This is a genomic window from Pseudovibrio sp. Ad46 (genome assembly GCF_001623065.1).
Classification (GTDB): domain Bacteria; phylum Pseudomonadota; class Alphaproteobacteria; order Rhizobiales; family Stappiaceae; genus Pseudovibrio.
The window spans coordinates 219,334-242,541 of record NZ_LMCG01000079.1; the positions used below are offsets into that span (position 1 = coordinate 219,334).

The following is a 23,208-nucleotide window of genomic DNA, read 5'->3' on the forward strand; positions in this document are numbered from 1 at the left end:
ATCCTATTGATCCTATACAGGTTTCTGTAGTGTGTCGTCTAGTAATCCTCATTCAGCCACAAGTACAACGGAAAAAATTATGTCTATTTCTAAGCCATATCTATTATTTCTTGGGGACGTAAAAGACGAGTTGGCAGCAAAAACTGCCCATGGCGTACTTGATTGGCGACCAGAGTGGTGCCTTGGCCAAATTACACTTCCGGGCTGCAAAGCCCACACGACCCTGTCAGAAATGAGCCTTGCTGACGCCACCGAGGCAGGTGCAAAGACCATGGTCATCAGCTGCGTAAATGCCGGTGGCGTCCTGCCAGATCACTGGATTGCAACCATTGTCGACGCTCTCAACCATGGCCTCGACATCGCAGCAGGCCTGCATATCGAGCTGGCAAGCATCCCTGCCATTGTAGAGGCTGCAGCTAAGAACAAGCGCAAGCTTCACGACCTGCGCTTTACGGACCTCACGTTCCCAACTGGCAAAGGCGAAAAGCGCTCCGGAAAGCGTTTGCTGACCGTTGGCACCGACTGCTCCGTTGGCAAGAAATACAGCGCTCTTGCTCTGCAAAAAGGGCTGGCTGACCGCAACATCAGCTCTGACTTTTGCGCAACCGGCCAGACAGGCATCCTCATTGCCGAACGCGGCGTTGCCATCGACTCTGTGGTATCGGACTTCATCTCAGGTGCGGCAGAACACATCAGCCCGGCCACCAAAGACAACCACTGGGATGTGATTGAAGGTCAGGGAGCCCTGCACCACCCGTCTTTCGCCGGGGTTTCGCTCGGCCTGCTCCATGGCTCACAACCAGACGCTTTTGTAGTCTGTCATGAGCCAACCCGCTCCACCATGCGCGGTGTGTCAGCACCCATTCCATCCATTCAGGACGTCATTGACCTGACAATACAACTGGGCCGCCTTACCAATCCGGACATCCGCTGTGTCGGCTTAGCCATCAACACCATGATGCTTTCTGAAAATCATGCAAAAAACCTGATTGAAGAGCTGGGGGAAGCGCATAAACTGCCCGCAACTGATCCTGTCCGCTTTGGGACAGATCCAATCATTGATCATATTTGCGCGGAGTTTAAACTGGTTTGACCTGTCGCCTGTCTATTGAAGCTGAAACATTCCCAATTGCGGGAAGCTTTACCATTGCCCGCGGTTCACGCACGGAAGTAAACGTCCTCACCGCCACACTCACACAGGACGGTCACACAGGACGCGGTGAGTGTGTCCCTTACCCACGGTATGGTGAAAGCGTCGAGAGCGTCACCGCTCAAATAGAAGCGGTGCGTGGAGCTATTGAAGCGGGTGTCTCCATCGAAGAGCTGCAAAGCCTTATGCCCGCAGGTGCAGCCCGCAACGCAGTGGACTGCGCCCTGTGGGACCTCACGGCCAAACGCCAGAGCGCCACTGTAGCTGAACTGGTGGGCATCAAGTCCCAGCGCATTCTGGAAACCGCCTACACCATCTCCGTCGGCACACCGGAGAAGATGGCGACCGACGCTGCAAAAGCAGCAAGCCGCCCGCTCCTCAAAGTCAAACTCGCAGGTGATGGCGATGTTGAACGCATCGCAGCTGTCAGACAGGCCGCACCAAACAGCAAGCTAATCGTCGATGCCAACGAAGGCTGGTCAGAAGATAATCTGGAAGCCAACATCAAAGCCTGTCAGCAGGCAGGTGTTGGGCTGGTGGAACAGCCTTTGCCAGCGGGCAAAGATGGTATTCTGGCGGAAATAGAGCACCTCATCCCGATCTGCGCAGATGAAAGCCTGCACACCTCTGCAGACTTGGAGAGCCTCCGCAATCGTTACTCAGCCATCAACATCAAGATCGACAAGACCGGCGGCATTACAGAAGGGCTGAAACTGCTGCGCAAGGCGGAAGAGATGGACTACGTCATCATGGTCGGCTGCATGCTCGCCACATCTCTCGCCATGGCGCCTGCCATGCTGCTGGCGCAAAATGCAGAGTTTGTTGATTTGGACGGGCCTCTATTACTTGCCAAGGATCGCAAGCACGCAATCCAGTTTGACGGCAGCCTGATGCACCCGCCGTCTCCGCAGCTTTGGGGCTAATCACAAGCATGAAAAAGGCGGTTCTCAAATCGAGGCCGCCTTGTTTTTAAACGCGCTTGGTAACCAGCATAAGCGTCAGCACACCGACACAGCAGATCCCCGCCATCAGATAGAAGGCATAGGCTTGTTCAACCGCATAGAGCCAGCCGCTGGCAATACCACTCACGCCCATCACCACACCAAAGGCTGTTTGTGTCAGCCCCTGAGCCGTGCCAAGGCGTTTGCTTGATACCAGTTTGGACGTGTAGGCAACCATGCCCAGAAACACCATGCCAAAGCTACCAGCATGCAAAAGCTGAAGCAAAACAGCGGACCACGTCTCTGTTGCATAAGGGAACAGCATCCAGCGGATGATGCTGGCAACACCGCCAGTGACCATTAATCCCCAGGCTCCCAGGTGGCGCATAAAGAAGCCCCCCCAAACAAAGATCCCAATCTCTGCCAGAGTACCGATCGCCCACAATCCACCAACCATCGCATCGCTGATACCCACAGAAAGCCAGAAGATGCTGGCGAAGGCATAAAGCGCAGAGAAGCTGCCAAGCAACAAACCGCCAGACAGAACCACAAGCAGGAACTGCGGATCGCGCAATTCCTCGGCGGCCCAAACGCTTTCTTTGCTTGAGCTTCGGCTTTCGGACGGCATGCCCGGCAACAAAACAGACGTCAGCGCCAACACTCCAAGGCTGCCAACAGTCAGAAACAACAGTTCAGCAGGCTCTCCGAATGTCAGATACCAACCACCGATCAGTGTTGCCACCACAAACGCAATAGAACCCCAAGACCGCATCGGTCCATAATTCAGGCCGAGTGTGCTCACAGTTTCATATGCGTATGCATCCTGCAAAGGCTGAATAGGCGTGTAAAAAATAGAGAGAAAAACAACCAGCCCGATGACCACCCAATAGTCATTTGAGTAGATCAGCACCCAGAACGAGATCAATGCAATGACACTGAAAAGGGCCATGGAATGTCGCCTGCGACCGGCACGATCAGAAATACTCGTCATCACCGGCGTTGCAAAAATCCGCACGATATTGGGCAAAGCTATCGTAAATGCGATCTGCACAGGGGTGAAGTTAATATCCTTTAGAAAAAGCGGAAAGTACGCAAGAAAGAAGGCGTTCGCAAAATTAAACGCTGCAAACAAACCACTTACGCCTGTTGCAATCCAGAATAGGTTACTGGCTTTCCCTAATGAGGAAGTTCTTCTGGGCATAGTCATTGGAAAACACTACAAATGGGGGTGGAGAGTACCCGGGGAAGTGGATGGGAAGGGATACTCCTATCACTTGTGCTAATAGGGACTATCCAAATCAATGTAAACCAATTATTAGCCGTAGAATCTGTTATATAAACTTGTAGTATTATCTTAGTTAGTTATGAAGGAGCCACTTATGGCTGGCAACAACCGAAAGGTCCTTTTGAGCCCCGAGGAATTTGATGCCATCAAAAGCGCACTCTCTGAGACTGATAGAGGCCGCGCTTTCCTTCATGATCACCTCACACTAAACAGATCCGCCGAAACAGCAGACCTTCTGGAAGCTGTGCGGCGACTTGAAAAAACATTGGTTGAGCGCGAACTGCCATCTGAGATGGAAACATATCGCCTGCACACCTATGAAATGTATGAGGCAATTGAGCGAACGAAGGACGAAATCTCAAAGATCAAGCTGGAAAATGCCGACAATAATCGCTTTTCAGCCGCTTCTGACGAGCTAGATGCAATCGTCACATCCACAGAAAGTGCAACACAGGTCATTCTGGAGTCCTCCGAAGCTATTCAGGATTTGGTGGACAAGCTCCGTGCGTCCGGCGCAGAAGATGCCCCATGCGATGCCATTGAAGAAATGGCCATGGAAATTCTGATGGCGTGTTCCTTCCAGGATCTGACAGGGCAGCGCATCAACAAAGTGGTGAAGGCCCTTCATTACCTTGAAGGCCGCATCTCCAAGATGATCCGCATCTGGGGTGTAAACCTGGCTGATGAAGATCGCCCGGAAATCAATTTGGATGAGCCGCGTGATGAAGATGATCGTCACATCGACAAGCGCCCGGACGCCCACTTGCTCAACGGCCCGCAAATGGATGGTGCAGGCGTTGATCAGGCAGACATCGATGCAATGTTTGACACAACACCTGCCTCAACCGAAGAAGCACTGAACGAAAATGTCGTTCAGTTTGCTGCTGAAACACGAGCAGAAGCAGCCCATCAGGAAGAGGACAAAGCAGAAGAGCCGGCCGAGGAACCTGCTGAAGTCTTTGAGCTTGATGATGTGGAAGACGAGCTGAACGCTGTTGAAACGCCTCAGGTCGCGTTGATCGAGGACGACGACCTCATCGTCACCAACGACGACACGCCAGTCGAAACGGACACCGCGACAGAGCAGGACGATGCACCAATCGAGATCGAGGGGCAGTCTCCTCCGCTCACCTCCCCAAGAGGCAGCAATTCCGACCCGCTCCATCACCTCTCAACAGGAGAGCGCCTTGCACTCTTCTCGTGATTGAGACAGAAAACCAGAATTTCGAAAGCCGTTTGCCTCCTTTTCAGCGCAAACGGCTTTTTTCTTATGCAGGCGCTTTCTCTGCAGAGTACTGCTTCAATGCCTTCTGAAAGACAGCAGGATCCACATTGCCGCCGGAGATCGTGATCACTGCCGTCTTCCCGGCAAGGTCAATCTTGCCAAACAACACAGAAGCCAGAGCAACAGCTGCGCCCGGTTCAACAACCAGTTTCAGTTCAAAATATGCAAAGGCAACCGCTTTCATCGCCTCGACATCTGTGACACGCAGACCTTTTGCCCGACGCCTGCTCAAAACTGAAAAGCCTTTGTCCCCCGGCATTTCAGTCAGCACCGCATCGCACACAGAACCACCCAGAGCAGCATTGCGAACACGTGTCCCAGCTTCAAGTGAGCGCGCATAATCATCAAAACCAGCAGGCTCTGCCGTGTAAATCTGACACTCAGGCAGGCTCGTTTCCAGCGCCAGTGCAATACCGCTGGTCAGACCACCGCCACCAGTACAGCTGATCAACACATCAGGCGTGACACCCAGAACCTCACACTGTTCCGCAATTTCAAGCCCGGTCGTACCCTGTCCCACAATCACACCGCTGTCATTGTAAGGGTGGATGAACGTCGCACCGCGCTCCTCACAAAGACCACGGGCAATCGCCTCGCGGTCCTCGCTCTCACGATCGTAAAGCACAACCTCCGCCCCCAGCGCTTTCGTCCGCTGGATCTTCAGCTGAGGCGCATCCTCAGGCATCACAATCACCGCCGGAAAACCAAGGATCTTCGCAGCAGCTGCAACGCCCTGCGCATGGTTTCCGGAAGAGCACGCAACCACACCAGCGGGCCGCTGTTCCTGCGGGATCAGGGAAAGGCGATTGAACGCACCTCGAAACTTGAAAGACCCGGTGCGCTGCAGGTTTTCCGCTTTAATAAAGACACGGCCATTCACCTGTTCATCCAACACCGGAAAGTTCAGAAGCGGTGTCAGGCTGGCATAGCCTTGCAGCCTTGTTCTTGCTTTTTCAATTTCGGAAAAAGTGAGTTCGACTGGACTGGAAACATCTAAAACCATAAGAACCTCGGCAACAGCAATATGCCGCCCTGTATAGCACGCAAATCTACGAGGGTTTCAGATATTCTGATCACAGCTCAAGGAGATCCACTCAACCATTCAGGTGATTTCCAACAGAGCCTTCGCCCGCATACAGGTCCTGCCGGAATCCTGCAGTAAATGCAGGGTCATAGGCATGTTCAGCATTGGCCAGAAACTGCTCGGCACTTGCCCGCCACGTAAATCGCAGGGCAACATCCCGGCAATGATCCCGCGAGACCTCCAGCGCTTCCAGTGCCGCCGCCTGAAGATCATTCTTCAGCACACCTGCCCCACTGTTGCCAATCACATCAATCGGCCCCATCACAGGAAAGGCCGCCACCGGTGTCCCGCAAGCAAGCGCTTCCAGCAGCACATTGCCAAACGTGTCGGTCTGGCTCGGAAACACAAACACATCCGAGTTTGCATAATACTCAATCAGCTCATCACCAACGACAGGCCCGGTAAACAACACCTCCGGATAAGCAACCTTGAGCTCCTCCAGCTGCGGGCCTCCGCCAACAACCACTTTGGTTCCCGGCAAAGAAAGCTGCAAAAACGCCTCGATATTCTTCTCAACAGCCACACGTCCCACATATAAAAATCGCGGCCCTGGCAAGTGATCCAGCAGGCTGGTCCGCATTGGTCGGAACCGCTGATGATCCACCCCGCGCGACCAGCGCAGCAGATTGTCAAACCCACGCATACGCAGGTCAGCTTCCAGAGTACTCGTCGCAACCATGCACCCCTGACCGCTGTTATGAAAACGGCGCAACCAGGAATAGCTAAAGGACAGCGGCACCGGATAGCGTGCCTGCAAATACTCAGGAAAGCGCGTGTGATAACTGGTGGTGAAGACACGCCCGTCTCGCTTTGCCACCTGCCGCGCCATAAGACCCAACGGTCCTTCGGTCGCGATATGCAGATGATCGCAGTCATACTTCTCAATAAACCCACGCACGATATGCGGCAGCGTCAGGCTCAGCCGGATCTCACCATAAGACGGCATAGGAATGCTATGGAACGATTGCGGCGTCAGGAACTCAACCCGAATACCCATAGAGCGCAGCTCGACTGAAAGTCGCTCCAGCGTCCGCACAACGCCGTTGATCTGAGGCTTCCACGCATCGGTGACAATCAGGATCGAGCTCATGCCGCCACCCGTCCGTCAGAACTCTCGCTGGTAGTCTCACTCTCGCCCCGTTTGCCATCGCCCCAATGAATAACCTCAAACGTTCCATCAAAGTTCTCAGCAACGGCAGTGCAGCTCTCCACCCAATCACCAGTGTTGATGTAATGGATACCGTTGGTCTCATGATCAGCCGCATGATGGATATGACCGCAGATCACCCCATCCACCTTCTGACGCTGTGCCTCCGAAACCAGCGTTTCCTCAAACTTGCCAATGAAGTTGACGGCGTTCTTTACCTTCAGCTTCGCCCACGCAGAAAGGCTCCAGTAGGTCAGCCCAAGCTTACGACGGCAATAATTCAACACTGTATTGAGATTGAGCGCACTCACATAAGCCCAGTCACCAAAGAAGGCCAGCCACTTTGCATGGCGCACCACCACATCAAACTGGTCACCGTGAATGACAAGATACCTCTTGCCATTGGCCCCTTCATGAATGACCTGATCAACAACCTCGACCCCCCCAAAGTGAATGCCGAAGAAGTCCCGCAGGAACTCATCATGATTGCCGGGGATGTAAACGATCCGTGCCCCTTTGCGACCTTTGCGCAAGAGCTTCTGCACCACATCATTATGCAGCTGAGGCCAATACCAGGACCGTTTCAGCCGCCAGCCATCAATAATGTCGCCGACAAGATAAACCGTGTCAGCGTCGTTTTGCTTCAAAAAGTCCAGTAAGAGATCAGCCTGACATCCGCGTGTGCCCAGATGCACATCAGACAAAAACAAGCTTCTGTATTTTTTACTAGTAGAATCCCCGGTCACCACAAAGCCTCCGGAATAAGAAAACCTTCTTTCCTTTAAATTGATTCACAAGAAACAAATATGACAGGATGTATATACTCAAACCTGTCAGCTTCTTGCTTGAACCTCAAGTAACATTACTCCCCGTTTATTAGGGGAGAGAAAATCAAGTGCCTGCAATTCAAGTGAATATTCTATTTGCTTGCTAAGCTTGATCCTGACTGGCTCAAACCTTTCTGAGAATGTAGGCTGCCCTTCACAATTCACCGATTCATTAGGATGTTGAAATGCACTTGGGTATTGAGGGGCGCAAAGCCATTGTCTGCGCATCCAGCCGCGGGCTGGGTTTGGGAACAGCAAAAGCACTGGCAGAGGCTGGGTGTGATCTCGTAATCAACGGACGCAACGAGCAACGACTAGACCAAATCGCGAGCGAACTGGCAGCACAACACAATATCTCAGTCATTCCCGTGGCAGCAGATATCTCCTCACCAGAAGGCCAGCAAGCCGTTCTCAAAGCGTGCCCAAACCCGGACATCCTCGTCAACAACAACGGCGGCCCGCCACGCAAAGACTTCAAAGAGCTGGATCGTCAGGCAATTCAGGACGGTGTCATCCAGAACATGATCACCCCGATCGAACTGATCAAAGCAGTCATTGATGGCATGGCAGAGCGCCGTTTTGGCCGCATCGTCAACATAACCTCCATGTCTGTGAAGATGCCAATCGAGGGGCTGGACCTGTCCAGTGGTGCCCGTGCAGGTCTTACCGCATTCCTGGCAGGCGTCTGCCGCCAATACGCCCAGCACAATGTCACCATCAACAATGTGCTGCCCGGCAAGTTCGACACCGACCGCCTGAAAGGTGGTTTCGAGCGTCAGGCAGAGCAGACCGGCATCTCCATCGAAGAAGCCAAACGCCTGTCTTCAGAAGAGATCCCTGCAAGGCGTCTCGGCAATCCGGAAGAGTTCGGCAAAGCCTGCGCCTTCATGTGCTCAGCCCATGCTGGATACATCACAGGCCAGAATCTCCTGCTCGACGGCGGCCTCTACCCAAGCGCTTTCTAAAAACGAAAAGCCTCCCCGCAGTCACCCTGCAGGGAGGCAAACCAATTTAGCTTTTGCGGCGTCTTAGAACTTCAAACGTGCACCAAAGCTGATGATGTCAACATTGGTGTCATTGACCGGCCCTTGAATGGTAATGCCCTCATAGAACGGGTGGTCCGGGTTGATGTTGATGTTTGAGCTTTCTGGAAAGATATGCGAGTAGCCAAAATCAACTTCCAGCCAGTCCTCGTAGAAGTAACTCACCCCGGCACTCAGCCAGAACCGGTTTGAATCAGGCAGTCGTGGTGTCCGGTTCGCTTCGTCGATTGGAGACCACTCATAAGCCAGCCCAAACCGACCAGTGATGTTCTGAGTGAAATCATACTCCGTACCAAGCGAGATGAAGTAGCCGTCGTTGTATTGGAACGGTAACTCGGAAACCACCTGATCCTGCAGATTGAACACCGGGAAAGTGCTAAACCGTGACCAATGCGTCCATTCAAACGTGCCCATCCCGCGCCAGCGCTCATTCAATACCTGCTGGAAGGAAACTGTCACAGTCTCTGGCATAATGATGTTGGAACGAATTGGAGTTGGCGTGCCACCACCGACCACAAGCCGCCCCTTAAGGTTGTGCTCAATGGGCGAGCGATACCCAATACCAAGCTGAGTGCCTTCCCACGGCTTAAAAAGAGCTCCAAGGGTTGCCCCAAATCCGAGATTGTAGTCTTCGCCGCGCAGTTCCGCAGTTGGTGAATTCGCAGCAATTGGCGGAACACCCGTCGCAGACTTCAGCCTCACTTGCAAATATTGAAGCTGCCACCCAACCCCAACAGAGAATTTTTCGGTGACTTCATAAGCCGCCATCGGCGTAACATTGACAGAAAGCACACGGGAAGACCGCGCATAGACCTGCCCCGCCCATTCAATTTGAGGTTTGGTTTCAAAGCCATAAGGTGCATTGGAACTGACGCCAAGAGTAAGGCGGTCATTAATCTTCCAAGTGCCATATCCTGCTGGCACCCAGGCATCCACGCCAATGTCACCTGAGGAATATGGCACGCCGGTTACAGGAATGCTCAGCGCATCAATCGTCGCCGTATCCAGATCAATCGTTGCACGTGGGAACACAAATGTCTGCGAAGTTTCCACCTGCACCCCATCATGACCAGTCATGGTCGCCGGGTTCCAGTACATGCTGGAGAGGCTTTTAGAGACAGTTGCATTTCCCGCAAAGGAGAGCCCCTGATACCACGCAGATTGCTCACGAACAGCAAAAGCACCGGCAAATGCATCAGACGCAATCAGCAAGGAAGAAAGGCTAGCGATCGTAATGGGTAAATATCTGGACATGCACGGTACTTTCTGTTCTCAAGAAAACATTCAAGCAGTGCCATGATCAACCTACGAGTTACTTATTGATTCGGCTCTCTTCCTCATGATTGAAAATATTAAAGAGTAATTGCACTGGCATATTTAAAGGTATGAGGCGTCGACTTCATAAAACAACAATGCCCAGCTCACTTACAATCACTTGGGTATTCGCATTTCAGGCAGGTACACTAAAACATTTTCTGTGACAAAACGTCCGCATAACAAAAGGCCCTCCAAATGGAGGGCCCTTCAAACGCGATTTGATCTGCCAGTTAACTTCTTGCAGAGATGTTTTTGCCCAGTGAAAGAGCGCTCCACCCCGCCAGAAGCTCCTGCGCTTCTATGTAACTCTCATAAATCTTACGAGCTGTTTTGTCTTTCTGGGTATAGATATCCAGCACCTCAACACTGGTTTTCTTCAATGCTGCAAGAACCTCTTCCGGGAATTCGCGAATCTCTACCCCATGCTCTTCCTGCAGCACCTTAAGGCTCGCTGCATTCTGCGCATTGGCCTCAGAAAGCGCCAAGTCAGCTTCCACACGGCAAGCCTCTTCAACCACCGCCTGAAGCTCAGCTGGCAAACCTTCCAAAGCAACCGCATTCACAATTGCCTCACCGGTGCCGTTTGGCTTATTAAAGCCCGGACCGTAGTAGTATTTGACCAGTTTATGGAAGCCCAGCGCACTGTCTGTCCATGGACCGAGAAACTCTACACCATCCACCACACGCGTTTGCAGACTGGTGAAAATCTCGGAAGCTGGAATGTTGACCGGAGTAACACCAAGCTTGCGCATGATTTCACCACCAAGACCTACCATGCGCAGTTTGCGCCCTTTCAGGTCATCCAGCGTCTCAACAGGCTCACGATACCAGCCCGCCATGGTTGGGCCAGCATTACCAGCCATAAACGGCTTCACACCAAATGGCGCATAAAGCTCATCCCAAAGTTCCTGTCCACCCATCTGGTCCACCCAGGCAGTGTGCTCCTGAGGCAGCAGACCGAAAGGAACAGTCGTAAAAAACACCGAACCCGGCATCTTGCCAGCCCAGTACAAAGCAACTGAATGACCCATCTGTGCAGTGCCGCTTGAAACAGCGTCAAACACCTCAAAAGCAGGAACCAGCTCACCTGCAGCAAACAGGCGCACACGCATCCGACCATTACTCATAATGTTGATGCGATCACAAATGCGTTGCGCAGACATGCCAGGGCCCGGCAGGTTCTTGGGCCAGCTGGTCACCATGCGCCATTCGATCACCGGATCAGCATCCTGAGCCAGTGCAGGTGCAGCAAGTGCAGCGCTACCGGCAACCGCCCCAGCAGTTAGCCCCAGCGCCTGACGGCGGGTCAGATTGTTTTCTTTGTTCTTGGTCATTATCTCCGCCTTTTATTCAGACCAGAATTCATGGAAATGGTGCACAGGCCCATGTCCCTCGCCTACGTCAAGCGTATCCGCAGCTTTAATCGCCTGACTAATATATTCTTTCGCTTCACCAATGGCATCTTGCAGCTCCAACCCCTTGGCCAGTTCCGCTGCAATCGCAGAGGACAAGGTACAGCCAGTCCCATGTGTATTCTGCGTTTTATGTCTTGGCGCCGTATACCACCTCTCCACATCACGGGAGAGGAAGAGATCATCACAGGTATCATCAGATCCGTGTCCGCCTTTCAGCAGAACCCCGTTAGCACCCATGTCCAGCAGCAGTAACGCTTGTCTGTGCATGTCTTCACGGGTTTCGGCTACCGGCTGGTCCAGCAAAAAGGCCGCTTCCTGCATGTTCGGCGTAATCAACGCCGCCATGGGAAACAGCTTCTGCTTCAGGACCGAAACGGCGGAGTTTTGCAACAAAACATCACCAGAAGTTGCAACCATCACCGGATCAAGGATGACGCGCTTAACATTATATTCCGCCAGCTTTGTGGCAATAACAGCGATAATCTCTGGCTGTGAAAGCATGCCGATTTTCACGGCATCCACCTTCAGGTCAGAAAAAACAGCATCCATCTGCTCTGCCACAAATGCTGGCGGCACATCATGAATACCTGTCACACCTTTGGTATTTTGGGCCGTCAGTGCAGTGATGACACTGGCCCCATAGACCCCACGAGCCGAAAAGGCCTTCAGGTCTGCTTGAATTCCGGCACCACCACCGGAATCCGACCCTGCAATTGTGACTGCAATCGCACTCATTAGGCCAATACCCCACCTTTATTATTCATTGTTTCGAGCTTGAGACGCTCGTTGAACTGGTCAGCCTTCAAGCCATAAAGGGTATCGATGAAAGCTGGAGTGAAGCTTCCCGGTCCGTTCGCCTGCTCTGCGGCAATCTCGCCGCATACACCATAGACAGCAAGTGCAGCAAGCACGGCAAGTTCCTTATCTGGCTCGGTAGCGGCGAAACCAGCCAGCACACCGCCCAGCGCACAGCCAATGCCAGTCACCTTGTCCATATAAGCATGCCCATTGCCCACGGTATAGGTCGTCTCCCGGCCAAACACAGCGTCTTCAATACCGGTGCGCACAATCAGTGTGTTCTCGGTGACAGCTCCACTCAGCCCAGCGCTCTCAGTCATGTTTGCTTTGAGGATCGAAACATTCTCTTTCAAAATATCTTTCGCAAACTCCATGCGAATGTCTGAGCGATCTACTTTAACCGGGTCCAGCACCACGGGCATAGATTTTTTGGCAGCCCCTTCAAGCCCAAGCCGAATACCATGCCGCCGCTTTCCATCCAGCGTACCAAGATTGAGGAGCAACCCGTCAACACTCTCGATGAATGCAGGAATTTCATCATGGGCTGCTGTCATAGACGGCACAATGTTACAAGCCAACATGATGTTCGCGGTAAGGCTCTGCGCAACAGAGTTCGTCAGGCAATGAACCCGAACACCACGCTCACGCACGCTCTCAAAGACTTCCCAGAGATTTTCATTTGTGTAGGACATTTGTTTTCGCTCCCCTATAGATTACGGCGGGAACGATTACCTTGGTACTCATCCCAATTCCCTCCGCCGGCACAATCCGGATCAGGTTCTAGGAGTTGGCTTTGCGCCTCTCAGCCCGTCAGTCACTTCCGAGCACCCCCATTGGTTAGAATTTTTTGCTAGCAAACAAGAGAGCGAACTGCAAGCGGAAACGAGAGGCAGCGACAAAAGGCAACTGGGGGTAGATTTCGCTTAAAAAACGCAAAAGCTTGCAAAAAAACGCAGCTTCAACGCAAAATGCTCACAAAACAACGCAAACTCAAATTTGAGCGCATCCCTGAAAGACAAATCAGCCTTTCGGGACAGAAGGATAGCAGATTTATGATTCCGTTCTTTGTACAGATCAAATGCCAGCTCGGAAAAACCTATCAGGTTGCCAACGCCATCGCAGACGCGGAAGTCGCCTCCGAGATCTACTCCACCTCCGGGGATTTCGACCTGCTGGCCAAATTCTACATCGATGATAACGAAGACATCGGACACTTCGTTGCAAACAAGGTTCAGGTCTTCGAAGGCATCCAGGATACCAGAACCATCATCACCTTCAAAGCGTTCTGATACCTACGAAAACAGGCGGGACACCAGCCCGCCTGCACAATCTCTTTTCAAGCTTTACGATCTTGATAGCTTAATTCTGAGCGTCCTGAATAGCACTCCAGACAGCAACCGGCGTCGCGGGCATATCTATATGCTCGACACCTGCATTCTTGCGCAACGCATACTGCACAGCATTCATCACCGCCGGCGCCGCTCCAATAGAACCAGCCTCACCAGCCCCTTTGATGCCCATCGCATTTGTCGTGGAAGGAACATTGCTCGTCGAGAAGTCGAAATTTGGCAAATCATCAGCACGTGCAACATGATAGTCCATGAAGGATGCTGACAGCAGCTGCCCGGTTTCATCATAAACCGTGTTCTCACACAGCGCCTGCGAAATCGCCTGGCCCGCACCACCATGCACCTGACCAGCCAAAAGCATCGGATTCACCGTCACGCCAAAATCATCCACGATCACATAACTGACCACGTCCGTCTTGCCCGTTTCCGGATCAATCTCCACCTCACACACATGCGTGCCATTGGGATAAGTACATTCATCCTGCATGACTTTTTCCGCTGCACTCAAGGTCTCCGGTTGCGAACCAGCCACATCAACAAGGCTGACTTGTTGGTCGGTACCAACCACGCGCACCTGCCCGTCTTCCAACGTCAGATCCCCAACACCAACCTCAAGCTTCTCACTGGCGATCTCTTTGATCTTCTTCACCAGCGTTTCAGAAGCCGCTTTCACAGATGGCATTCCAATCGGAATGGACCGCGATCCACCGGTACCACCACCAGTCGCAACACGGTCCGTATCTCCCTGCACCATCTCAACCTGATCAAGCTGCAAACCAAGATGTTCTGCAATAACTTGGCCATAAGCGGTGGCGTGACCCTGACCGTTGCTCTGCGTTCCAATCAGCAAAGTAACGCTGCCGTTCGTGTTCAGCTCAAGCTTAGCTTCCTCACCACCGGCAAAGGCACACGCCTCCACATAAGTCGATAGCCCAACACCACGGTATAGCCCTTTCGCACGGCTCTCCGCTTCACGCTCTGCAAACGTTGAATAATGGATCTCATCGAGCGCCTTGGTAAGATGAGTTCCAAAGGAACCCGTATCATACATGCGGCCAAGCGCTGTCGTATAAGGCAGAGCTGCATCGGGGATAAAACTTTGACGACGAAACTTCGCCGGATCCATACCCATCTCATGCGCAGCTTTGTCTGCCAGTCGTTCCATCAGATAAAGCGCTTCCGGACGCCCTGCCCCTCGGAACGCATCCACCGGCACTGTATTGGTATAAACGCCTGTCGCTTCCACCCACGTTGCGGGGATATCGTAAAGACCGGGGGTCATGGTGATACCGATCTGCGGAATGCCTGGGCCAAATTCGTGCAGATAAGCGCCCATGTTTGCAAGCACATGCACTTTGAGGCCGATCATCTTACCGTTTTCATCAAGCGCAAGCTCAGCCGTGGATACATTATCCCGGCCATGCGCATCAGACATGAAGTGCTCAGTACGCTCCTGAAGCCATTTCACGGGATGACCAAGACGTTTCGCGGCAATCAGGCAAAGTGGGTATTCAAGATAGGTGAACATCTTGGTTCCAAAACCACCACCCACATCAGGTGTCACAACGCGGATATCTTTAGGGTCGACGTTGAGTATGTTCTTGGCAATCAGATCACGCATCCCATGACCGCCCTGCGTTCCAGTGGTCAGCGTATACCTGCCGCTCTCACCATCAAACTCGCCAATACAAGCTCGCGGCTCAATCGCATTGGACACCAGACGGTTGTTGATCACCTTGATCTTGGTAACATGATGCGCCTTCTGGAAGGCCTCTTCCATCGCCTCCTTGTTACCCATACCAATGTGAAAGGCCTCATTAGACCCATGCTCAGGCCACACAAGCGGAGCGCCGTCTTCTAAGGCTGCTTCAGTTCCGATTGCCGGATCAACATCCTCGTAGTCAACCTCAATCGCCTCCATCGCAGCCCGCGCTTGCTCCACCGTATCGGCAACAACAAACGCAAGAGCATCACCAACAAACCGGGCTGTATCAGAGCAAAGAACTTCACGATGAGGCACCCAGTGCTTCGTCCCATCCAGCTGCCGAAGCACTGCTTTACATGGGATAGAGTTCGTTCCTTCAAGATCCGCAGCAGTCAGAATAAGCTGCACACCATCCATAGCCCGTGCTTCATCCACTCCCTCTAAGGTGAACTTGGCAAACGCGAGAGGAGACCGCAAAACAACGGCATGTGCTGCACCAGCCACCTTCAGGTCATCCGTGTAATGGCCCTTGCCAGAAATAAAGGCAGCATCTTCTTTTCGGCGAACGGGAGCACCAATTCCAAACTTCGGTGTAGCAACCTGATTCATGAAAACCTCAAAAATCTGGAGAGCGACCCAACACCGCACCTCCCAATACAGCTTTTTACGTATCAGCAGAGAACGTACAGTGCTTTTCTCAGGCTGCAAGTGTTTTCTGGTTCACCACAGAGGTGTATTTTCCAGAGTGACTTAAGGTCATTACCGCATTATTTAGAGCAAATTACGGAAGGGTACTTAGAGCTCTAAGTTGTCGGCAGCTTCGTGCTTACTGTCGAAACTCTCAAGCTAAAATTTGTTTTAGAATTTGACCAAACCGCAAACATTAGGTTATTTAAGCCATACACCCATCTGATCTTTGTTACGTTGTCCGCCCCCTGGCGCACACCATTTTGCACCAGACATCGGGTCTGGTCGTTTTGATCGTATCAAGGCAGCTTCGAAAGCAGTTACATGCCTGTTCCTTCAGCAGAGCCTGAAGGCAGCTCATCATCTGCTGCGTTAAAAACAAGGTTTTCCGCAAAATGGCAAAGCCTGTCCAATAACACACGCGGCATCTGCTGGGCCCTTCTGGCAACATTCCTTATGGCCGTCATGAGCACCATCATCAAGCTGCTCGGCGACCGCTTACACGTTACTCAAATCCTTATGCTGCGCCAGTTTTTCATGCTGGTGATCTCAGCACCGATCATTATCAAAGGATTTCCGGGTTCGCTCAAAACACAGGCTCCACTGCTTCACCTGGGCCGCATCCTGCTTGCGTCCTCTGCAATGTATTTCGGCTTCACCGCAGTCATTCACCTACCTCTTGCTGAAAGCACAGTAATTGGTTTTGCACGCACGTTTTTCATCACGATCTTTGCAGTTTTCTTCCTGAAAGAAGTTATCGGCATTCACCGAATTTCGGCGACTATCCTTGGCTTCATCGGGGTGATGGTCATCGTCCAGCCCGGCACCGGCGCGGAAATGAGCATCTACAGCTTCATGGCGATCCTGGCCTCAGCCTGTGCCGCACTCGTAGGCATCATCCTGCGCAAGGTCACTCAGGTTGATCAGCCCATCACGATTCTGACCTTTCAAGCAACTTTTGTGGGTCTGATCATGGCCCCCTTCGGCATCTATTATTGGGTATCAATCAACCTAAATGATGCGATCCTACTGCTCTTGCTGGCAGGTGTTAGCTGGAGCGCTCAGATGAGCAACATTCAGGCCCTCAAGTTTGGTGAGGCCTCTGTGATTGCACCGTTTGATTATATCCGCCTTGTCTACGCGGCAATCATTTCTGTCGTAATCTTCGGCATCTGGCCGCTCTGGACCACATACCTTGGTGGCGCAATTATCGTCGCAGCTTCCCTTTACACCCTGCACCGCGAGACTGTGCTGGGCAAGAAAGTGGCAACTGGAACAGCGCCCACGAAAACGCACTAGAGCAAACGCTAAGCTCAAGCAAAAAGCCCTCGCAAATGCGAGGGCTTTTCTTTTTTCACGAAGTAGCTATCAACTGGCGTTTTCAGTGCTGCGAGTCTTGGCAGCCTCTTCCTCAACCAGCTCTTTCTTGGAGAGTTTACCAACCATGGTCTTTGGCAGCTCCTCACGGAATTCAATCGCCTTCGGCATCTCAATCTTGGAGATGTGCCCCTTCAGGAAGTCTTTCAACTCTTCTGCAGTCGCGCTCTGACCATCTTTCAGCTTCACAAAGGCCTTCGGTGCCTGACCGCGATACCCGTCTGGAATAGCAATCACGATAACCTCAGCAACGGACGGATGCTGATAAAGTGCCTCCTCGATCACACGCGGGTAGACGTTGTAGCCAGAACAGATGATGAGGTCCTTGATGCGATCAACAAGGAAGATGAAACCCTCATCATCCATGTAACCGACATCACCAGTGTGCAACACACGGCCATCTTCCAGAGTTTTAGCGGTCTCATCAGGACGGTTCCAGTAACCCTTCATGACCTGCGGACCGATGATGCAAAGCTCACCTTTTTCTCCGCGCTCAACCGTTTTCTCTAGATCTTCTAGATCACGGAACTCAATAGTCGTCCCCGGCATTACAACGCCGATAGAGCCGTCTTTACCTGTTCCGTCCATCGGGTTAGCTGAGGCAACCGGAGAGCTCTCTGTCAGACCGTAGCCTTCCACCAGAACACAGCCTGTCAGGGCTTCAAACTTCTGCTTCACTTCAACAGGCAGCGGCGCTCCACCAGACATACAATAGCGGATTGATGTCAGGTCGTAGTTCTTAGTTAGCTCACTGTTGTTGATCGCGGTGTAAAGCGTTGGCACAGCAGCAAACAAGGTTGGTTTCTTCTTCGCAGCCAGATCAAGCAGTTCTTTCAGGTCAAACCGCGGCATAAGCAGCATTTCTGCCGCACCTAGAATGGAAAGGTTCTGCAGAACAGTCATCGCAAACACATGGAAGAATGGCAGCACACAAAGTGTCTTCTCGTAGCCGCGCTTCAAGCCACCGTAATGGCTTTCCAGCATCTCCATGTTTGACGTGATGTTGTAATGCGTCAGCATCGCACCCTTAGGCACACCAGTCGTACCACCGGTATACTGCAGGATCGCCACATCTTCCTTCGGCTCGATTTCAACCGGAGTAATGCCTTTGGACTTTGCAAGAAAATCTTTGAAACGGATGTGAGCTTTATCAGCTGGAATGTTGGAAACATCCTTCCGCTTGAACAGCTGGAACAACAGCTTCTTAGGCTGAGGCAGAATGTCAGCCATCGGACATACAATGATGTTGTCCAGAGCACCTTCTTGACGAACAGCTTCCACACGATCATAGATCACAGAAAGATCCATGGTCACCATGATGCGTGCGCCAGAATCCCGCGCCTGAAACGCGATTTCGCGCTCAACATAAAGCGGGTTGAAGTTGACGACGACACCGCCAATTTTCATGATCGCAAAATAGAAAATGGTGTAGTACGGCGTATTAGGCAGACAAAGGCCGATCTTGTCGCCCTTCTTCACACCCATCGCCTGCAGGGCACCTGCAGCACGCTCAACGAAATCTCCCAATTCGCCGTAGCTTGTTGATTTGCCCATGAAGTAGATAGCCGGACGGTGCGCATAATTTTTGACCGTATCATCCAGATAGCTATCGATAGTACGAATTGGAAATTCCACTTGTCCCTCACGACCTGTCGCCATGCGCAGATCTCCTCCCCGAATTATTATAGTTCTTCAGACGAAGTTGACAGGAAACCGAAGCTGAGCGCCAAGGTTCATGTGCGCAACATATCAGAAAAACCTTATATCATCATGCTTTGCGTGGAATTTGCGGCAGGTTTACCATTGCGTCAACCCAGACATACGGTTGACCTTCAATACGACACATTACTCAATTCCACTGAATTTTTCTCGAGAACCCAAGAGATATCAAAGCTCTGCTCTATTGAATGAGCTGAAAACTCGACACGTCAAAAAGCCCAAAATCAGTAATTTTAAGGTGGGGAATAACCGGAAGAGGCAAGAATGCGACCTGCAAAAACGGCTCTGGTAGAACACAATTGAGCGATTTTGCAGCTTTGCGCAGCACTTCCAAACGCTCTTTGACCACCTCAAATCGCTCCAAACTCATCAATCCGGCAAGTGGCAGTTCCATCTCAGCCAGCACTTCTTCACCTTCAGCAACCACAAATCCACCGCGCAACGCAATGCATCGGTTCACAGCAATTGCCATGGCCTCTTCATCAGCGCCAACCACACAGATGTTGTGACTGTCATGTCCAACAGAGGAGGCAATCGCACCCGATGTCATTCCAAACCCGTTTACGAACCCTGTCGCAATATTCCCTGTCTTTCCATGACGCTCCACAACAGCCACCTTGATAGCATCCTGCCCCAAATCGATCTGGGAATAATTATGTTCAACGGGCAAATCCCTCTTCAGATGCTCGGTGATAATCAGCCCCGGTTTCACACCAATCACTGATGTTTCGCGCTGCGCAGGCACACGGAAGCTCTCTGCATGCACTGGTTCGGCATGGCAACTGTCCAGCAATCCTTCCGGCTCAATCAACTTGCGGCTGGCAAACAACTCATCCGAAACCACACGCCCAGCACTGATCACCTGATCCACATCACAGCTTTCCAAATCATTGAGCAACACAATATCCGCACGCCAACCCGGCGCGATCAATCCGCGATCTCGCAGACCAAACGCAGTGGCTGCTGACCAGCTTGCCGCACGGTAGACATCACGAGGTGCACATCCATGAGCAATCAGGCGCTTGATGAGACAATCAAGATGTCCCTCCTCCGCAATATCAAGTGGATTCCTGTCATCCGTACAAAGCGCAACAAAACTGGCCCGTTCAGGCGTCAGGACAGGCGCTAAAGCATCCAGATCTTTGGAGACAGATCCTTCTCGGATCAGGATCGTCATGCCCTTAGAGATCTTCTCCAATGCTTCTTCTGCGGTGGTCGCTTCATGATCAGTCCGAATGCCCGCAGCAAGGTAGCCATTCAAGGCTTTGCCACGTACCAAAGGCGCATGACCATCAATATGCTCCCCTTCAAACTCAGCAATCTTAGCCAAAGCATCCGGGTCACCAGCCAACACACCAGGGAAGTTCATAAACTCCGCCAAACCAATAACGCTTGGATGATCCTTGAATGGCAAAAGATCATCAATCTCCAATTGAGCACCAGCTGTCTCAAATTTGGTGGCAGGCACACAGGAAGACAGGTTCACCCGTAAATCCAGAATGGTCTCAACAGAGCTGTCGAGGAAGTACTTGATGCCAGCAGCACCGGTCACATTGGCAATCTCATGCGGATCACAAATCGCAGTCGTCACACCGTGAGGCAGCACACAACGATCGAACTCAAACGGTGTCACCAACGATGATTCCACATGAAGATGGGTATCGATAAAGCCGGGTACGGCAATCTTGCCGCTGCAGTCGATCTCGTTCACACCGCTGTAGTTGTCATAAGTCCCAACAATCTTCTCGCCGGAGATCGCAATGTCGGTCTTCGTCAGACTGCCGTCGATCACATTGAACAGCTCAACATTCTTCAACACCAGATCGGCAGGCACATTGCCCTGCCCCTGATCGATGAGTGTTTTTAAACCGGCAACCTTTTGCTGACGAGATCCCATGCCATTTCCTCCCAGAGGAAGCATAGGGCATGCCTCCTCATTTATATTTCCCTTGGGGCAAGCCTAGCAAAAGATCGCAAGCTCCCCAATGCCGCCATTACAAATGCTTGTTGGAATTGTACAAATCATGACAGTCAGAAAACAAAACCCACAGAAACTGCATTTTTTGGATGGCGACTTCCCCTTTCAGCACGCCGAAATGCCTAGTTTCTAGGCACATTCGTATTTTTGCTTGCATTTTGATGAAACCCGCATCAAACAGAGGTGCAATTTCATAAATGCAACCTTTGTATGAGTTTTGATGCAGATAAGAGCAGTCTATCTGCCAAGCTTGCGGCTCACGTCCGCGCCTCTCACAACTCTACAATCAAATTTAATTCAGTTGGCCTGCTGGCTTGCTCCTGCAAATTCTCCAACTGATACCGCATGCCAAGCAATTGAAGCCGGATATCCGATACCGGCTCACGACTAAGGGAACTTCATGGCGAACCGTCCAGCTCAATCTGACCCATTTGATCTCGTTGTATTTGGAGGCACCGGCGATCTTGCACACCGCAAGCTGCTCCCAGCTCTCTATCATCGCGAACCAGTCGGTCATCTGGGTGAAGACGCGCGCATCATCGCAGTTTCCCGCCGCGAGCTCAGCGATACAGAGTACCGCGACTGGGCCCGTACTGCCATTTGTGAGCACGTCGCTGAAGTAGATCAGGAAGCTCTCGAACGCTTCCTCGCTCGTATCCAATATGTCTCCGTTGACGTTGCTCAGAACACCGGTTGGGAAGCTCTGGAACAAAAGCTAGCAGGCCGCGAAGACGTTGTCCGCGCTTTCTACCTCTCTGTTTCTCCAGACTTCTTCGGCCCAATCTGTTCCGCCCTTGGCGAACACAACCTCGTAACAGAAACCTCCCGCGTCACCATCGAGAAGCCGATCGGCAAGAACGGCAGATCTGCTCACGAAGTTAACGAAACCATCGGTTCCGTGTTCAAAGAGCACCAGATTTTCCGTATCGATCACTACCTCGGCAAAGAAACCGTTCAGAACCTTATGGCTCTGCGCTTTGCCAACGTACTGTTTGAACCACTCTGGAACGCGGCTCACATCGACCACGTACAGATCACCGTGGCAGAAACACTCGGCGTTGAAAGCCGCGCTGGTTACTACGACACCGCAGGCGCTCTGCGCGACATGGTCCAGAACCACCTGCTTCAGCTGCTTTGCCTCGTTGCTATGGAACCACCTGAATCCATGGCACCAGACAGTGTGCGCGACGAGAAACTGAAGGTGCTCAAAGCCCTCCGTCCAATGAGCACCGAAATGGTCGAGCGCAACACAGTTCGCGGTCAGTACCGTGCTGGCGCATCTGCTGGCGGTGCTGTGAAGGGTTATCTGGAAGAGCTGGGCCGCAACGATTCCAACACTGAAACCTTCGTAGCTGCCAAAGTAGACATCGAGAACTGGCGTTGGGCCAACGTTCCGTTCTACCTGCGCACTGGCAAACGCCTTGCCGCTCGTGTTTCTGAAATCACCATCCAATTCAAAGACCTGCCTCACTCCATCTTCCTGCCAGATGCTGGACGGATTGCTGCAAACAAGCTGGTCATCCGCCTGCAGCCAGATGAAGGCGTGAAAATGCAGGTGATGATTAAGGACCCGGGCCCGGGTTCCATGCGTTTGCGCGAAGTACCGCTGGACATGACCTTTGCTGAAGCTTTCAGCTCCCGTCATCCGGATGCTTATGAGCGCCTCATCATGGATATGATCCGCGGCAACCAGACCCTGTTCATGCGTCGTGACGAAGTCGAAGCGGCATGGACATGGATCGATCCGATCCTTGAACAATGGTCCCAAATCAAAGAAGCTCCAAAGCCTTATACCTCAGGCACGTGGGGTCCATCTGCTTCCATCGCACTTATCGAGCGTGATGGCCGTACATGGCATGATGAAACATATTGATTAAACACCAGGTGCCGGTCCGCTGGCACCTGGTCACCCTTGCAAGTATTTCTCCCACTTGCGCCAATCCCCGAAAAAATCAAAATTGCCTACGGGCAGAGTTGTCAGAATAAAAATTAGGCTCAGAATTTAAATCGATTAAAACGACCAAAAACAGGGATTTCCTCCTCCCAATCCCGCATCTGGTCATTCGGTTTGACTGATGAAAAGTCAAAGAACAAAAGGCAG

General features: G+C 52.1%; 18 protein-coding genes and 1 riboswitch. Of the genes, 7 read left to right on the forward strand and 11 right to left on the reverse strand.

What is annotated here, in order from left to right; genetic code table 11:
• The first annotated feature begins 79 nt into the window (after nt 1-79).
• Both dgcN and dgcA read left to right on the forward strand, forming a co-directional pair.
• Nucleotides 80-1,093: an N-acetyltransferase DgcN gene (gene dgcN / locus PsAD46_RS23200; protein ID WP_063307953.1), complete on the forward strand. Its 1,014-nt coding sequence runs from the start codon at nt 80-82 to the stop codon at nt 1,091-1,093.
• Entirely contained in the window at nt 1,090-2,073 is a 984-nt protein-coding gene (dgcA, locus tag PsAD46_RS23205; RefSeq protein WP_063307954.1) for an N-acetyl-D-Glu racemase DgcA, read from the forward strand. Before dgcN ends, dgcA begins: the two co-directional genes overlap by 4 nt.
• Nucleotides 2,074-2,119: 46 nt before the next feature.
• On the opposite strand, the gene PsAD46_RS23210 is transcribed toward dgcA, so the two are convergent.
• Nucleotides 2,120-3,298 carry an MFS transporter gene (locus PsAD46_RS23210; protein ID WP_208981988.1) on the reverse strand — a complete coding sequence of 393 codons (1,179 nt, stop codon included), beginning with the start codon at nt 3,296-3,298 and terminating at the stop codon, nt 2,120-2,122.
• 172 nt (nt 3,299-3,470) lie between these two features.
• On the opposite strand from PsAD46_RS23210, the gene PsAD46_RS23220 reads away from it, so the two are divergent.
• Nucleotides 3,471-4,580 carry a protein phosphatase CheZ gene (locus PsAD46_RS23220; protein WP_208981989.1) on the forward strand — a complete coding sequence of 370 codons (1,110 nt, stop codon included), beginning with the start codon at nt 3,471-3,473 and terminating at the stop codon, nt 4,578-4,580.
• A gap of 64 nt (nt 4,581-4,644) precedes the next feature.
• Here the strand turns inward: PsAD46_RS23220 and PsAD46_RS23225 are convergent, their stop codons facing one another.
• The 3 genes from PsAD46_RS23225 to PsAD46_RS23235 all read right to left on the reverse strand — a co-directional run bounded on the left by PsAD46_RS23225 (nt 4,645) and on the right by PsAD46_RS23235 (nt 7,602).
• Entirely contained in the window at nt 4,645-5,664 is a 1,020-nt protein-coding gene (locus tag PsAD46_RS23225; protein WP_063307958.1) for a threonine/serine dehydratase, read from the reverse strand.
• Nucleotides 5,665-5,755: 91 nt separating this feature from the next.
• Nucleotides 5,756-6,835 (reverse strand): glycosyltransferase family 1 protein, encoded by a 1,080-nt coding sequence (locus PsAD46_RS23230; protein WP_063307959.1) that lies wholly within the window; start codon nt 6,833-6,835, stop codon nt 5,756-5,758.
• On the reverse strand, nt 6,832-7,602 hold the full coding sequence (locus PsAD46_RS23235; protein ID WP_208981997.1) for a UDP-2,3-diacylglucosamine diphosphatase: 771 nt from the start codon (nt 7,600-7,602) through the stop codon (nt 6,832-6,834). The genes PsAD46_RS23230 and PsAD46_RS23235 overlap by 4 nt, the downstream gene beginning before the upstream one ends.
• Before the next feature lie 302 nt (nt 7,603-7,904).
• Here PsAD46_RS23235 and PsAD46_RS23240 point away from each other — a divergent pair, with 302 nt between their 5' ends.
• On the forward strand, nt 7,905-8,684 hold the full coding sequence (locus PsAD46_RS23240) for an SDR family oxidoreductase (protein ID WP_063303439.1): 780 nt from the start codon (nt 7,905-7,907) through the stop codon (nt 8,682-8,684).
• 63 nt (nt 8,685-8,747) lie between these two features.
• Here PsAD46_RS23240 and PsAD46_RS23245 read toward each other — a convergent pair whose 3' ends face one another.
• From PsAD46_RS23245 to PsAD46_RS23260, 4 genes are all read right to left on the reverse strand, one after another.
• Complete coding sequence (locus PsAD46_RS23245) at nt 8,748-10,016, reverse strand: OmpP1/FadL family transporter (RefSeq protein WP_057462662.1); 1,269 nt, start codon at nt 10,014-10,016, stop codon at nt 8,748-8,750.
• Between the two features lie 293 nt (nt 10,017-10,309).
• On the reverse strand, nt 10,310-11,413 hold the full coding sequence (locus tag PsAD46_RS23250; protein WP_063307961.1) for a TRAP transporter substrate-binding protein: 1,104 nt from the start codon (nt 11,411-11,413) through the stop codon (nt 10,310-10,312).
• A 12-nt stretch (nt 11,414-11,425) separates the two neighbouring features.
• A complete protein-coding gene (gene thiD, locus PsAD46_RS23255; protein WP_063292804.1) occupies nt 11,426-12,229 on the reverse strand; it encodes a bifunctional hydroxymethylpyrimidine kinase/phosphomethylpyrimidine kinase in 804 nt (267 codons plus the stop codon).
• Complete coding sequence (locus tag PsAD46_RS23260; RefSeq protein ID WP_063307962.1) at nt 12,229-12,984, reverse strand: hydroxyethylthiazole kinase; 756 nt, start codon at nt 12,982-12,984, stop codon at nt 12,229-12,231. Before PsAD46_RS23260 ends, thiD begins: the two co-directional genes overlap by 1 nt.
• A 41-nt stretch (nt 12,985-13,025) precedes the next feature.
• Nucleotides 13,026-13,134, reverse strand: a riboswitch (TPP riboswitch).
• 210 nt (nt 13,135-13,344) lie between these two features.
• Between PsAD46_RS23260 and PsAD46_RS23265 the strand changes: the two genes are divergently transcribed.
• Nucleotides 13,345-13,581 (forward strand): Lrp/AsnC ligand binding domain-containing protein, encoded by a 237-nt coding sequence (locus PsAD46_RS23265; protein WP_057462693.1) that lies wholly within the window; start codon nt 13,345-13,347, stop codon nt 13,579-13,581.
• A gap of 70 nt (nt 13,582-13,651) precedes the next feature.
• On the opposite strand, the gene PsAD46_RS23270 is transcribed toward PsAD46_RS23265, so the two are convergent.
• Nucleotides 13,652-15,955, reverse strand: coding sequence for a xanthine dehydrogenase family protein molybdopterin-binding subunit (locus PsAD46_RS23270; RefSeq protein ID WP_063307980.1), 2,304 nt, complete (start codon nt 15,953-15,955; stop codon nt 13,652-13,654).
• Between the two features lie 402 nt (nt 15,956-16,357).
• Here PsAD46_RS23270 and PsAD46_RS23275 point away from each other — a divergent pair, with 402 nt between their 5' ends.
• Nucleotides 16,358-17,332: a DMT family transporter gene (locus PsAD46_RS23275; RefSeq protein ID WP_057462666.1), complete on the forward strand. Its 975-nt coding sequence runs from the start codon at nt 16,358-16,360 to the stop codon at nt 17,330-17,332.
• 69 nt (nt 17,333-17,401) lie between these two features.
• On the opposite strand, the gene PsAD46_RS23280 is transcribed toward PsAD46_RS23275, so the two are convergent.
• Nucleotides 17,402-19,069, reverse strand: a complete 1,668-nt coding sequence (locus tag PsAD46_RS23280; RefSeq protein WP_063292806.1) for a long-chain fatty acid--CoA ligase — start codon at nt 19,067-19,069, stop codon at nt 17,402-17,404.
• Nucleotides 19,070-19,310: 241 nt separating this feature from the next.
• Nucleotides 19,311-21,026 carry an adenine deaminase gene (gene ade, locus PsAD46_RS23285; protein WP_063289707.1) on the reverse strand — a complete coding sequence of 572 codons (1,716 nt, stop codon included), beginning with the start codon at nt 21,024-21,026 and terminating at the stop codon, nt 19,311-19,313.
• 481 nt (nt 21,027-21,507) lie between these two features.
• On the opposite strand from ade, the gene zwf reads away from it, so the two are divergent.
• Nucleotides 21,508-22,980 carry a glucose-6-phosphate dehydrogenase gene (gene zwf / locus PsAD46_RS23290; protein ID WP_063292807.1) on the forward strand — a complete coding sequence of 491 codons (1,473 nt, stop codon included), beginning with the start codon at nt 21,508-21,510 and terminating at the stop codon, nt 22,978-22,980.
• Nucleotides 22,981-23,208 lie beyond the last annotated feature (228 nt).

What these genes read in the sequence shown, in the direction of transcription:
- dgcN (WP_063307953.1), top strand. Translation starts at nt 80, where the DNA reads ATGTCTATTTCTAAGCCATATCTATTATTTCTTGGGGACGTAAAAGAC.
- PsAD46_RS23210 (WP_208981988.1), bottom strand. Translation starts at nt 3,298, where the DNA reads ATGACTATGCCCAGAAGAACTTCCTCATTAGGGAAAGCCAGTAACCTA.
- PsAD46_RS23220 (WP_208981989.1), top strand. Translation starts at nt 3,471, where the DNA reads ATGGCTGGCAACAACCGAAAGGTCCTTTTGAGCCCCGAGGAATTTGAT.
- PsAD46_RS23225 (WP_063307958.1), bottom strand. Translation starts at nt 5,664, where the DNA reads ATGGTTTTAGATGTTTCCAGTCCAGTCGAACTCACTTTTTCCGAAATT.
- PsAD46_RS23230 (WP_063307959.1), bottom strand. Translation starts at nt 6,835, where the DNA reads ATGAGCTCGATCCTGATTGTCACCGATGCGTGGAAGCCTCAGATCAAC.
- PsAD46_RS23240 (WP_063303439.1), top strand. Translation starts at nt 7,905, where the DNA reads ATGCACTTGGGTATTGAGGGGCGCAAAGCCATTGTCTGCGCATCCAGC.
- PsAD46_RS23245 (WP_057462662.1), bottom strand. Translation starts at nt 10,016, where the DNA reads ATGTCCAGATATTTACCCATTACGATCGCTAGCCTTTCTTCCTTGCTG.
- PsAD46_RS23250 (WP_063307961.1), bottom strand. Translation starts at nt 11,413, where the DNA reads ATGACCAAGAACAAAGAAAACAATCTGACCCGCCGTCAGGCGCTGGGG.
- thiD (WP_063292804.1), bottom strand. Translation starts at nt 12,229, where the DNA reads ATGAGTGCGATTGCAGTCACAATTGCAGGGTCGGATTCCGGTGGTGGT.
- PsAD46_RS23260 (WP_063307962.1), bottom strand. Translation starts at nt 12,984, where the DNA reads ATGTCCTACACAAATGAAAATCTCTGGGAAGTCTTTGAGAGCGTGCGT.
- PsAD46_RS23265 (WP_057462693.1), top strand. Translation starts at nt 13,345, where the DNA reads ATGATTCCGTTCTTTGTACAGATCAAATGCCAGCTCGGAAAAACCTAT.
- PsAD46_RS23270 (WP_063307980.1), bottom strand. Translation starts at nt 15,955, where the DNA reads ATGAATCAGGTTGCTACACCGAAGTTTGGAATTGGTGCTCCCGTTCGC.
- PsAD46_RS23275 (WP_057462666.1), top strand. Translation starts at nt 16,358, where the DNA reads ATGCCTGTTCCTTCAGCAGAGCCTGAAGGCAGCTCATCATCTGCTGCG.
- PsAD46_RS23280 (WP_063292806.1), bottom strand. Translation starts at nt 19,069, where the DNA reads ATGGCGACAGGTCGTGAGGGACAAGTGGAATTTCCAATTCGTACTATC.
- ade (WP_063289707.1), bottom strand. Translation starts at nt 21,026, where the DNA reads ATGGGATCTCGTCAGCAAAAGGTTGCCGGTTTAAAAACACTCATCGAT.
- zwf (WP_063292807.1), top strand. Translation starts at nt 21,508, where the DNA reads ATGGCGAACCGTCCAGCTCAATCTGACCCATTTGATCTCGTTGTATTT.